We start from the raw sequence: 13115 nt of genomic DNA on the forward strand, positions 1-13115 counted from the left end.
TTAGGGTGGTAATTTTATGAAAAAGGCGATAATTTATACATTACTTTTAGCGATATTTTTGTTTTTTTGGGGCTGTAATTATGAAAAATATAATAATTGTGTATCAATAGGGAATGAAAAGTATTGCCTTCAAGATAATGATGAAATAATTAGTATAAATACTAACTTTGGTTATCTAATAGGCAATAAAAAAAATTTGATTTACTTTGAAGGTATTTCTCAAAGCGGCGGAGTTGATATTGAAGATTCTCTTAACAAGGCAAGAATTGATGCAGCTTTAAAAATGATAGATTTTTTTGGCGTAAAGGTAGGAACTTACAACGGTAATGTAAAAATAAATTATGGAAGCATAAGTGAAGTCTCATTAAAAATTATTAAAATTTTAAACAGTTCATTAGAATACCTGGTTTTTAGAAGAAATAGAGGCAATTTTTATGAAATTCATACCATACTGATCTATATACCAGGTAATAAAAAATTCATCCCCATTTATGAGGATGAATTTTCAAAAAAATTATGGCAATATGCTAATCAATAATCATTTTTTTAAATTCATCTTCATTTATAATTTTTACACCAAGTTCCAATGCTTTTTGATATTTCGAACCAGGTTTTTCACCAACTAATAGATAATCCGTTTTTGAAGAAACAGTATTAGTAACTTTTCCACCAAGTTTTTCTATAATTTCTTTTACTTCTTCCCTTGTAAAAGAATTAAATTTTCCGGTTATTACAAATGTTAAGCCTGCTAACTTAGAAGACTTTTTAGTGTCTTCTTCCTGTTCTAGTTTTACACCTGCATTTTCTAATTTTCTAATTATTTCTTTTGTCTTTTCATTTTTAAAGTACTCGATAATATTTTTTGCAACTTCAGGTCCAATTCCTTCAATAGAAGTTAACTCATCATAACTAGCTTGAGAAAGTGCTTTAATACTTTTAAACTTATCGGCTAATATCTTGGCAGTTTTTTCGCCCACAAGTGGAATTCCAAGACCAATAATAACTCTATATAAAGGAGTATTTTTAGCCTTCTCAATTTGTTCTAAAATATTTGCAATAGATTTTTGACCTAATCCACTTATTTGTGCAAGATCAAATGGGGTAAGATAAAATATATCTGCTACATCATTTATTAATCTTGCATCTACTATCTTTTCAACTATTTTTTCTCCCAAGCCACTTATATTAAATGCAGATTTAGAAACAAATATTTCCATATGTCGCTTTAATTTTTGTGGACAATGAGGATTTAAACATCTTATAGCAACTTCTTCTTCTGAAATTTTACCAACTTTCCCACCACAAATTGGACATGATTTTGGAATTTCAATTTCAAGTTCTTTTCCCGTTCTCTTTTCTTTTATAACACTTACAATTTGAGGAATTATACCACCAGCTTTTTCTACATACACGTGATCTCCTATTCTTATATCCTTTTCTTTTATGTAATCAAAATTATGCAAAGAAGCTCTTTTAACAATAGAACCTTCTAAATTAATTGGTTCTAAAACTGCTACGGGTGTTATAACTCCAGTTCTTCCAACATTAAGTTCTATATTCAAAATTTTTGATTCAGCTTTAATGGAAGGAAATTTGAAAGCAATAGCCCATCTTGGAGCTTTTGCAGTTTCGCCCAATTTCCTTTGATATTCAAAATTATTAACTTTAATTACAAGTCCATCAATCCAATAATCTAATTGTGTTCTCTTCTTGGTCATTTCTTTCCAAAAATCTATTACACAATTAACATCATGACATAACCTTGAATAAGGATTAGTTTTAAATCCTATTTCTTTTAAGAATTTTAAAGCTTCCCATTGAGTTTTTAAACCATAATTCTCTGGGTTTACTACATAATAAATAAAAGAATCAAGATTTCTTTTAGCAACTATAGAAGAATCTAGTTGTCTTATAGTTCCAGCAGTAGCATTTCGTGGATTTGCAAAGGGTTGTAAGCCCTCCTCTTCTGCAATTTTGTTATACTTTTCAAATTCTTTTACTGGCATGAAAATTTCTCCTCTAACTTCAATTGTCAAATTTTTAAATAACCTAAGTGGAATAGATTTTATTTTTTTTACATTTTCGGATATATCTTCACCTTCAATGCCATCTCCTCTACTTAATGCAGTAACAAATTGGCCATTTTCATATCTTAAAGCTACAGAAATACCATCAATTTTTAATTCACAAACATATTCAACTTCATTAACCCCTAGTAATTTTTTTATCCTTTCATCAAATTCCTTTATTTCTTCTTCGTTATATGTATTATCCAAGCTTAACATAGGAATCGAATGCATAACTTTTTTAAATCCGTCAAGAACTTTTCCTCCAACTTTTTGTGTTGGCGACGTAGGAGAATAAAACTCAGGGTATTTTTTCTCTAACTCTATAAGTCTTTTAAGAAGTTTATCGTATTCTTCATCACTAATTACGGGATCAGCAAGAACATAATATCTGTAATTGTGATATTCTATTTCTTCCCTTAATTTTTCAATTTCCTCTTTAAATTTTTTCTTATCCATACCATCACCTCAAATTTTTTGATAAATTTGCAAAATTTTTTGTTATATGGTAAAATATTTTTGCAATACAAAAAAGGAGGGATAATATGATAAATTTTCTTGCCATTTTAGGAGTAATATTTTTAGTATTACTTGGTATTAAATTTTTCCCATTTTTATCTCCTATATTATCTATAGTTTTAGGAGCTTTATTAATTGTATTAATATTTGTGGGGCTTGTAACAATAGTTTTCCCAGTTGTTTTAGTTATAATAGCAATCGCCTTAATAGTTAAAGGTATAAAATATATAGCAAATAAAAGGTGAGGCTATTTAAGCCTCACTTTTTGCAATTTCAAAGTCTATTTGCATTCTTGTTTTGTTTGCATTTACAACTTTTGCTTTTAATTTGTCGCCAATTTTGAATACTTTCCCTGTGTGTGAACCAATTAAGATACTTCTTTCTTCGTCATAGAGAAAATAATCATCTAAAGTTGAAATATGAATTAATCCGGATATGTTTTTATCTATGATTTCCACAAATAATCCAAATTTTGTTACTGCAGTAACTACTACATCAAATGTCTCACCAATATGTTTTGATATATAGTCAATTTTCTTCAAAGCTGTATAATCCCACTCTGCTTCATCTGCTACTCTCTCCCTCTTACTTGAATGTACCGCAATTTTTGATAGTTTATCATTTAGTTTTGTAATTTCCTTTTTAGTTAATTTGCCATTTGTTGATAAAAATTGCTTTATTAATCTATGAACAACTAGATCTGGGTATCTTCTAATAGGAGATGTAAAATGTGTATAAGCATAGGATGCTAAGCCGAAATGTCCAATATTGTTTGCAGAATATACAGCCCTTTTCATAGATCTTACAAGAAGTCTTTCTATACTTCCACGAAGTGGATGGTTTTTAGTTTTTTCTAAAAGTTCTTGTAAAAGTTTTGACGTTATTTTTTTTGGAACTTTAAAGCTAATACCTATTGCAGAAAGATAATTTTTTAATTGAATTATTGTATCTGGATCAGGTTTTTCGTGAATCCTGTATACGAAAGGCAAATCAAAATTATAGAACAATTCTGCAATTGTCTCATTAGCCTTTATCATGAATTCTTCTATAATTACCTCGGCTTCTCCCCTCTCTCTTGGTATAATATCAATTGTGTTCCCCTTTTCATCTAGGATTATTTTTACTTCTCCACCTTCAATATCTAAAATCGCCCCACGTCTTTTTCTTGCATTTCTTAGAACATCTTTTAATTCTTTCATTAAAATAAGTTGGTCATACAAATCACCGATTTTATTAAAGGCTACTTTATCGCCCTTAAATAAAGCATTTACATCGTCATATACTAATCTTCTATGGCTTCTAATTACACCAGGTGCAACTTCAAAATCTACAACGTTTCCTTCTCTATCTATTTCCATAACAAGTGACATAACTAACCTATCTTCACCTTGTACTAGACTACAGATACCATGAGATAACTTAAAAGGAAGCATTGGAAGAACTCTATCTATTAAATAAACACTCGTTCCTCTTTTAAATGCTTCTTTATCTAATTCACTTCCTTCTTTTACATAATGAGAAACATCGGCAATATGTACGCCAAGTAAATAATTACCATTTTTTAATTTTTTAACACTAACTGCATCGTCAAAATCTTTGGCATCAGGTCCATCAATAGTAACTACAATTTCATTTCTAAAATCTTTTCTATTTCTAAGGTCTTTTTCTAAAACCCTATCTGGAATTTTAGATGCTTCTTTTAATACCTTATCTGGGAATTCAAGTGGAAGATCATGTTTAACAACCACAGTAGGAAAATCAGTTGCCGGATCATCGGCATATCCCAAGACTTCTATAATTTTGGCTACAGGATTTTTAGTTGGCGTTGGATACTTAATTATCTTTCCAACAACTTTTTCCCCTGGTTTTGCATTATTGAAAAATTCAATGGGAACGTAAAAATCATATTGAATTTTAGGATCATCTGGAATTATAAAAGCAGCCCTGCCAATAGGCTGAAAGGTTCCAACAACTTTTTTTAAGCCATGATCTAAAATTTTTACAACTCTTCCTTCTGGTATGTCGTACCATTTTCCTGTAATTTCTACAACAACCTTATCTTTATGAATGGCTCTTCCTGCCTTTTCAGCTGGAACTGCAATTTCTTCTCCGTTTTCAGTCCAAACAAAAGCCATAGTCCCATTTCTTGTAAACTCAATTGTTCCAACAATCATGTTCTTTCCTATAACTTTGTATCTTCCTTTTGAATCTTTATATATTTTTCCTTCATTTTGTAATTCTTTAAGTAATCTTCTAACAATTTTCTTTTCATCTTTATTTTTAATTTTCAAGGCATTATAAATTTCTTTTTGTATCATTGGTTTATAACTACTTGAATTAAAAAAACTTTCTAATTTCTTTTTGTTAATCATTTAATCACTCCTTTACCTTTCTTAAGATTGAAACATAGAATGGTGTTAATGTTTCGTCAGGATAAAATAATGCACCGTACCCATCCCAAATATATTTTATATTAAATTTTTCTAATTCTTCTCTTATATCAACAAATTCTGCATAACGTGAAAATTCTTTAACTACTTGTGTGTTTTCTTCGTAAGTAACAGTACAAGTTGAATAGATCAAAAGGCCAAATTTATTTAGATACTTCCAAAGGTTTGAAACAATCTTTTTTTGCAGTTTTGAAAGTTCCAAAATATTATTTTTAGATTGACGTCTCAACACTTCCGGATTTCTTCTACCTGTTCCAAGACTTGTACATGGGGCATCCACAAAAATTTTGTCGAATAAATTATCTAACTTTAATTTCGAAGCATCTTTGCACATTATTTTTTTAGGTGAAAGTCCTAATCTTTCAAATTGCTCCTTAAGAATACTAATTTTAAACTTTTCATAATCATTTACGTATAAATTAACATCGCTAATTTCTAAAATATGCGTTGCTTTTCCACCAGGTGCAGCACAAGCATCAAGAACATTTTCTTTACTTTCATAATTAACCAATAAAGGAATAATTTGCGAAGATTCACTTTGAAATGTTATGTATCCATTTTTATATTCTTCTAATTCCCAAGGGTTAGTTTCCAATCTTTCAAAAATAATACCTACAGGTGAATGAGGAGCAAATGTTATATTTTCTAATACTAAATCCTTCCTATTTATTTTTCTCATATTTACCCTTGCTGTAGTTTTTAATGGTTTTTGATTGTATTCTAACATTTCTAAAAGATAATCATTTGGAAGAAATGTTTTCCAGTATCCAATCAACCATTTTGGATGTGAATATTTAAGATGTAATTCTTTAGGTTCAATATACCCAATTTTTGCAATTTTTCTCAAGACAGCATTTACCAATCCTCTAAACGATTTTTTCTCAACCAATTCCACACAGTTATTAACTACAGAATAAGAGGGCTTGTTGGTAAAGATGAGTTGATAGGTTCCAATCCTTAAAATGGTTCTTATAGAAGGTGGAATATCACGCTTTTTTAAGAATGAATCAATTATCCAGTCAAGATATTCTTGTTTTCTCAAAACTCCAAAAATTAAATTCTTAAAAAAAGCTTTCTCCTCCACATAGGAGAAAGCCTGATAGAATTCTGTTGAAAATATTCCCCTTCTAAATTTTTTCCTTAAAAGCCGATACGCAATTATTAGATCATTCAATCTCTATTTCCTCCCAAAAAGCCTGCTATTAAAAGCATCCTAAGTAATTGTAAAAATGCCATCAATGTTCCAGCAACATATGTCATTGCAGCAGCCCCTAAAACTTTTTTAACACCTTCAAGTTCATTCGGTGACATCATAAGATTTGTTCGTAGAATTTTTACTGCACGATTACTTGCATCAAATTCAACCGGAAGTGTTATTAAGGAAAATATCACAGCAAGAGAAAATAATAACACACCGATCCTAATCAAAGCAATGTTCATAAATATAAAACCTGCAATAAATAATATCCAAGATAAATTAGACGCAAAAGATACAACTGGAGCAATTCCAGTACGGATTACCAAAGGCACATAATGTCTAGCATGTTGAATAGCATGTCCAATTTCGTGGGCTACTACTCCAAGAGCAGCAATAGAGTTTGAATTATATGTTGCATCAGATAATCTGACAACCTTTGTTCTTGGATCATAATGGTCTGTCAAATGCCCTGGAATTTTCTCAATTTTTACGTTGTATAATCCAGCTGATTCAAGCATGTATTTTGCTAGTTGAGCTCCTGTCATATTTAATGATGATGGAATTTTCGAATATCTTGAAAACCTTTCTTGAACGTAGGCTTGTGCTATGAAAGCTAGTAATAACCCCGGTATAAGTATAATGAATGTTGGATCAAAAAAGAACATTTAATCACCTCCAAATAATGATTATGATATAGTATATCCTATTCCCCTGACCGTTTTAATTATGTCTGAGGATAATTTTTTTCTTAAATAGTTTATATATACCTCAACAGTGTTTTCAGAACCTTCATAGGAAATCCCCCATACTGCATCTAATATTTCCTCTTTTGATACTACCCTACCAGCATTTTTTACTAGGTAAGCCAACAGATCGAATTCCGTTTTTGAAAGATTGATAGGCTTACCCTTAAATTTAGCCTCCCTCTTTGAGATATTTATTATTAGATCCTTAATTTTAATTTCATCATTCAAAGTTATATTTTTTCTTCTTGCAATAGCTTTTACTCTTGCAAATAATTCTTCAAAGTCAAAAGGTTTTACTACATAATCATCCGCGCCACTCTCAAACCCTTCAAGTTTATTCTTTTTTTCTGACAATGCAGTTAACATTATAATCCCAGCAGATGGATCTAATTTTCTTATTTTTTTTGCTACTTCTGTTCCATCTATATCCGGAAGCATAATATCTAATACAACAACATCAGGTTTAAACTCTTGATATTCAATTATAGCATCTTCACCATATTCACAAGTTTTTACTGTACAATTTTCATGCTTAAATTCAAGTTCAAGTAACCTTCTTAGCTTATCATCATCTTCAACTACTAAAATTTTCATTTTGTCTCATCACCTCATAAAGTAATATACCAGCACTAACTGAAACATTCAGTGATTCTACACTATTTTTCATAGGAATTGTTATTAAAGCATCGCATTTTTCTTTTACGTTAGGCCTAATTCCAGCGCCTTCATTTCCTAAAACAATAGCTATTGGTTTTCTTAAATCTGTTTTATAATAAACTTTTCCATTAGTATCTGCACCGTATACCCATATTCCCATTTCTTTAATATTTTTTATAAAACGTGCAATATTGATCGTTTTTATTATATTTATTTTAAAAATTGTTCCTACTGAAACTTTAACCACAGTTGGAGTAACTTGAACAGAATTCTTCTTAGGTATTATTATTGCATCTGCACCACTTGCAACAGCTGTCCTTATGATTGCACCAAAATTATGAGGGTCTTGTAATTGGTCTAAAATTACTAAAAATGGTTTTTCTAAACTTTCAATAATACTTTCATCTTTATATTCAAATTCTCCAATATCAATAACAACACCTTGATGCTTTTCCGTATTACTTAACCTTTGCAGAACTTTCTTATTTGCAATTGTAAAAGGCAATCTTCTTTTTTTTACTTCCTCAATTAGCTCAGTTAATTCAGCAGAGTTAGTATCTGAAAAGTAAATCATTCTAACTTTAGTATTTGTTTCAAGAATTTCTTTTAGAATATTTCTTCCATACACTTTCATTTTTTTGACTCCTCCCAGTACTTGTTTAGTTCATCAAGTGGAAGATCTTCAAATTTTTTACCATCTTTTTCGATCAATTTTTCCATTTTTTTAAATCTTTTTACAAATTTTTCGGTGGCTTTTCTCAAAGCAACTTCAGGATCAATCTTTAAAAATCTAGATAAATTCACAATTGCAAAGAGTAGATCACCTAATTCGTCCTCGGCTTCTTCACCATTTTTTGCATTTTTCAATTCATCAATTTCTTCATAAACTTTTGAATAAACATCTTCAATATTATCCCAGTCAAATCCTACATTGGCAGCATTTTCTTGAATTCTTCTTGAAAGTGATAAGGCGGGCAATGAATAATTTACTTTACCTATTCTTGAAAAATCGTTTTCTCCCTTCTCTTGAGCTTTTATTTTTTCCCATCTTATGTAAGAAAAATCTTGCTCATTCCCAAAGACATGCGGATGTCTCCTTATCAACTTGTCTGATATTGTATCGATAACATCATCAATCGAAAATTTTCCTTCTTCACTCGCAATCTGTGCATGAAAGATAACCTGAAGTAATATATCTCCAAGTTCCTCCTTGAGATTATCGTAATTTTTATTTTTTATTTCTTCAATTAACTCATAAGCTTCTTCAATTAGATAAGGTATCAATGAATCATGAGTCTGTTTTTTATCCCAATCACATCCATTGGGACCTCTTAATTGTTTCATTATATTAATTAATTTCTCAAACTTTTCCCCTGTTGTTGCCATAACTACCTCCTAAAATATAATATTTCCAAAATTTCTTTATGAATAATATCGTTGGTATAGCAATTAATATTCCTATAAACCCAAAAAAGTCATTGAATATTAAAAGGCTAATTATTAGTACAAACCAATGAATCTTTAAATTGCTACTTTGAATTTTTGGTGCAAAAAACCAACTTTCAAGTTGATTTACAATTACCAATATTATAATTCCTAAAACTATACCTGTAAATCCTTTTGATGTCCAACCTAGCATTAACATCGGTATCGAAACAATTATTACACCAAGAAATGGTATAAAATCAGTTATAAACGATAAAATACCCAAAAAAAGGGCACCTTTTATTCCAAAAACAAAACAAAGAAATCCTACAGATATCCCTACAAACAAAGCAACCAATACTTGCCCACTTACAAACCTTTCAAAATCTTTGTAGAAACTCCTAAAAAAGTTATATCCTTTTTCTGGATTATACACAAAAAAACTCTTTAAATTTTTTTTCAAATATGCTTTTAAATTAGAAACAGCAAGTGTAGTGACTATTATAAGTATTCCCATTGTTATGATAGATGGAGTGTAAGAAAATAATTGATTTAATACATTTAAGGCAAAATTTGAAATTTGTTTATTAGAATTATTCAAAAAGTCAAGTATCCAGGAAGGTAGTTGTGGATTTCCATTTATAGAAATTTTTGAAAGTTCAGAAAATATCTTTTTTCCTTCTTCTAATATAACTGGTATGAATGTTATAAACGAATAAAAAATTAAAGACAACATCAAAGTATATGAAATCACTTTAGATAGATTTTTATTTAACTTCTTTGATAATAATTTTGCTGGAACATCTATAACGATAGAAAAATAAAATCCTATGATAACTGCACCAAATACAAATGGGGAAAACTTTATTAAAATCAAAAATAAAATAAAGTATATTAAAATTAAAAATTTATCATCCATTTTAATCACCACTTTTTTTCCTTAGTTTATTTATAAAACTGCTAAAAAAAGAATTTTTTGATTCAACTTTTGAAACATGCGTTTCTTTAATTTTTGTTTCCGACAAATGTTTTACAAATAAGCTTAGTATAGCATCTTTGGTAGAATAGGATGGATACAAAATTTTACTTATAGCTTCTATTACTACTTTTAATGTAAAATCAAAGCTGTTTAATACATCCCTCTTTAGATAGATAACATTATCTTTAATATAATAAAAACTTTTTGAATCAATCCTTTCCAACATGTTAGTTGATATTAAAACACTTATATCTTTATCTATCGTAGAAAGAAATTTTTTTAAGCTTTGAAAATTTTCTTTTTCTTTTTCAGAAAGCTTTTTCTCATCTATTATTTCAAAAACGAAATTTTTAGAATATTTTTCAAAATAATTTTGTATAGTATTGATCCTATTTCCAAGAATATCTCTTTCATTTAAAAGTTCTTCTTTTATTTCTTCGGGAATTTCTATAATTTTATACCCAGAATTTCTTGCATTTCCCAGTAAATGATTATACTGAATTATTTCTTTTTTAGTAATAAATAAGTAGTTATTAAGAGCATTTAATAATTTTAAAGCATGAATTTGAACATCTTTCCATCTGATTTCATCATGGATATTTTCAGAATTAATAATTTCGTTTGCAAGTTTCATAGCAATTTCCGTATTTTCACAAAGTAAAAGTATATTTTTAAGCTTGTATACAAACGCAGTTTTTTTAAATGGTAAGTCTAGATTCTCTAGTTTCTTTATCATATTTTTTGTTGGATTTTTTATATTATAACTATACAGCAAGTTATCTTCCTCAGCAACTAAAATTCCTTTTACATAAATTTTTGATTTATCATTTCTTTCTATTACTTCACCTTCAAAGTTAGATTCAATAACTTTTTCATTTGAAAGATCTTTAATAAAATATTTAAGCTTTTCAAGAAATTTCTCATCTAAATCATTAAAAATAATTTTGCCTGACTCAATAACAGCAGGGGATTTATTAATATCAATTTTTTCTCCGTTGCTGTCAAGAATACTTACTCTACTTTTGGAATTTAAAATATTTACAGGAATATTTGAAGATGAAATAACTAATTTATTATTTTCAATAGTTATTTCATAATCTTCAAGCTTAGTAAAAACCTTTATTAAAGATTTAAATAATTCAGAAGCTATCATTTCTTTAAAATCAAACATTTAATCCCCCCTAGAACATAAAAATTATATCATAAAAAGTATGGTATAATTATTATGGGAGGTGAATTTATGAAAATCAAAAAATTATTAGTTATATTTGTTTTAGTTTTATCATTGATTGCCGTTTCACAAACATATATTAACATTGGAACTATTGAAAGAAACAATGAAAAGTTTTTTGTTTATGAGCTTTCACCAGAATTTTCAATTGGACCAGTTACTATTGGAATAGGTTTTACCAGTTACTCTACTGATGTTGTTTATGGAGAAATGTATTATGGTATTCCTAGCTCCACGCCAAGTACAAACATTTTGAATGCATTTGTTATAAATACCTTTGCATTAAATACTGATTTATTTGAATTTAGGTACGGGAAAGTAAAACCTGTTACTTTGGCTATGGGTTTCAATGTAAGAAAGTATGTTAATCCTAACACCAGAGCATTTGACATAACATTGAAATTTTCTGATCTTTCATTATATACACATTTGCCATATGAAATATCAAAATACATTCCATTTGAATTTTTAAGATCAGATAGTATATTTATGACAAGTTTAGGTTACAACTTAAGTTCTTTATTAAAAATTCAATCTTACCTGATTGCAGATGTTGATGCAACTGTAAGTTATACTGAAGATTCTTCAACACCAGTAAAATACGGTGGAGGAATTGCTGCTTACATTCCTATTTTAAATTCAATTAAAATAGGCGGGGAAATAGCTGCTCAATCAGATGAAAGTTTTCAAAAAATTTCAAAAGGACTCTTTGCTGGAGTATTTGCAGATTTAGGGTTAATAAATCCAATGGGAGGAATATATTACACAATGGATGGTTATATCCCATTTTTGTTTAATAAAAAATATTCATCGCTTAAGTTTGATAGTAATTTACCAAGTATGTCATCAACAGACAGTGTTTTAGGATATTTTGCAGGTGCAGATATTGATTTTGAACCTTACATAACTGGAGAATTTTATGTTTATGGATTACTAGAAAACAGTACTCCAGTTGCGGAAGGAAATGTAAGAGTTATTCTTCCAGAGTTAGGTAACTTCTCTGGACTTATCATTGACGGAACATATTTTGATGATTCACCATTTGAAGGTGGAAAATTATTAGATGAAAATACAGAAGCAATTTTAAGACTTTCTTACCCATTAATTGGAAATAATTTCGTTGCAGGAATTCAATATAAATGGGAAAGTGATGAGTGGTTTAAGAGTATATTTATAAGTAGCGTAAGTAGCTTTTAAAATTAAAATTTAATAATAAAGCTCAATTATTTAGCCCCATTCCTAAATTTGCTAGAATGGGGCTTTTTAAATTTATATCTCCAGAATATAAATTTAGTAAATCAGTTATCAATTAGGTTCTAAATATGATAAAGTTTGAATTATTCATTACACCAAAATATCATTTCTGAATAAATTACTTATATTCCATTACATTTTTCATTTGTATAAAATATTTTGCCAGACAAATATGTTCCTTTAAATCTTTTTCCCCCATTTTTTAGCAATTAAAAAAATATTTATTTTTTTACTTAATAGACTCTGGGCAAAGTAAAAAATAAGTTTAATTAGAATATAAAAAAAGTACTACACCTGCTAAAATTATTTTTGGACCAAATACAAACCAACAAGAAGATGTAACTCAACATTATTTTCTTCAATATTATTTGACCCCTAAAATTATTCAATAAAATATCTAATCTTGTCTTTGATAAATATAAAAGGATGTATATAAGAAAGTATCCTGAAAGACTTTTTAGTACAGTATTAGTTATTGAAGCAGTAAAATTGTAGAAAAAAAAAGAAAGTCTTTATCTATTATATGAAGCAAAGAATTTATGGATAGAAAAATAAATAGGTTAATATAGCATAAGGTGTAAAATAGAGTG

Annotated in this window: 12 protein-coding genes; 3 read left to right on the forward strand and 9 right to left on the reverse strand. The window is 28.7% G+C overall.

Translation table 11 applies throughout. From position 1 onward, the window contains the following. The first annotated feature begins 16 nt into the window (after nucleotides 1-16). The gene (locus tag JG780_RS02045) at nucleotides 17-538 is read left to right on the forward strand and encodes a hypothetical protein (RefSeq protein WP_004102679.1); all 522 of its coding nucleotides are present in this window, start codon (nucleotides 17-19) and stop codon (nucleotides 536-538) included. Here the strand turns inward: JG780_RS02045 and ligA are convergent. Then, nucleotides 528-2525 carry an NAD-dependent DNA ligase LigA gene (ligA, locus tag JG780_RS02050; protein WP_287569063.1) on the reverse strand — a complete coding sequence of 666 codons (1998 nt, stop codon included), beginning with the start codon at nucleotides 2523-2525 and terminating at the stop codon, nucleotides 528-530. The genes JG780_RS02045 and ligA overlap by 11 nt on opposite strands. Nucleotides 2526-2611: 86 nt before the next feature. Between ligA and JG780_RS02055 the strand changes: the two genes are divergently transcribed. After that, on the forward strand, nucleotides 2612-2830 hold the full coding sequence (locus JG780_RS02055) for a hypothetical protein (RefSeq protein ID WP_287569064.1): 219 nt from the start codon (nucleotides 2612-2614) through the stop codon (nucleotides 2828-2830). Between the two features lie 6 nt (nucleotides 2831-2836). Here JG780_RS02055 and rnr read toward each other — a convergent pair whose 3' ends face one another. From rnr to JG780_RS02095, 8 genes are read right to left on the reverse strand one after another with little or no spacing between them, the layout of a single operon-like run. Beyond that, nucleotides 2837-4957 (reverse strand): ribonuclease R, encoded by a 2121-nt coding sequence (gene rnr, locus JG780_RS02060; RefSeq protein ID WP_287569065.1) that lies wholly within the window; start codon nucleotides 4955-4957, stop codon nucleotides 2837-2839. 4 nt (nucleotides 4958-4961) lie between these two features. After that, entirely contained in the window at nucleotides 4962-6209 is a 1248-nt protein-coding gene (locus tag JG780_RS02065) for a 16S rRNA (cytosine(967)-C(5))-methyltransferase (RefSeq protein ID WP_004102671.1), read from the reverse strand. Then, nucleotides 6206-6898, reverse strand: a complete 693-nt coding sequence (locus JG780_RS02070) for a zinc metallopeptidase (RefSeq protein ID WP_004102669.1) — start codon at nucleotides 6896-6898, stop codon at nucleotides 6206-6208. The genes JG780_RS02065 and JG780_RS02070 overlap by 4 nt, the downstream gene beginning before the upstream one ends. 21 nt (nucleotides 6899-6919) lie before the next feature. Next, nucleotides 6920-7573 (reverse strand): response regulator transcription factor, encoded by a 654-nt coding sequence (locus JG780_RS02075; RefSeq protein WP_004102666.1) that lies wholly within the window; start codon nucleotides 7571-7573, stop codon nucleotides 6920-6922. Continuing rightward, entirely contained in the window at nucleotides 7554-8270 is a 717-nt protein-coding gene (rlmB, locus tag JG780_RS02080; protein WP_287569067.1) for a 23S rRNA (guanosine(2251)-2'-O)-methyltransferase RlmB, read from the reverse strand. The genes JG780_RS02075 and rlmB overlap by 20 nt, the downstream gene beginning before the upstream one ends. Then, complete coding sequence (mazG, locus tag JG780_RS02085) at nucleotides 8267-9022, reverse strand: nucleoside triphosphate pyrophosphohydrolase (protein WP_004102664.1); 756 nt, start codon at nucleotides 9020-9022, stop codon at nucleotides 8267-8269. Before mazG ends, rlmB begins: the two co-directional genes overlap by 4 nt. After that, entirely contained in the window at nucleotides 8997-9980 is a 984-nt protein-coding gene (locus JG780_RS02090; protein WP_004102662.1) for an AI-2E family transporter, read from the reverse strand. Before JG780_RS02090 ends, mazG begins: the two co-directional genes overlap by 26 nt. A 1-nt stretch (nucleotide 9981) precedes the next feature. Next, complete coding sequence (locus JG780_RS02095; protein ID WP_004102660.1) at nucleotides 9982-11211, reverse strand: hypothetical protein; 1230 nt, start codon at nucleotides 11209-11211, stop codon at nucleotides 9982-9984. Between the two features lie 69 nt (nucleotides 11212-11280). On the opposite strand from JG780_RS02095, the gene JG780_RS02100 reads away from it, so the two are divergent. Further along, a complete protein-coding gene (locus JG780_RS02100) occupies nucleotides 11281-12468 on the forward strand; it encodes a hypothetical protein (protein WP_287569069.1) in 1188 nt (395 codons plus the stop codon). Nucleotides 12469-13115 lie beyond the last annotated feature (647 nt).

It is taken from the genome of Thermosipho sp. (in: thermotogales) (genome assembly GCF_020054775.1).
Classification (GTDB): domain Bacteria; phylum Thermotogota; class Thermotogae; order Thermotogales; family Fervidobacteriaceae; genus Thermosipho; species Thermosipho africanus.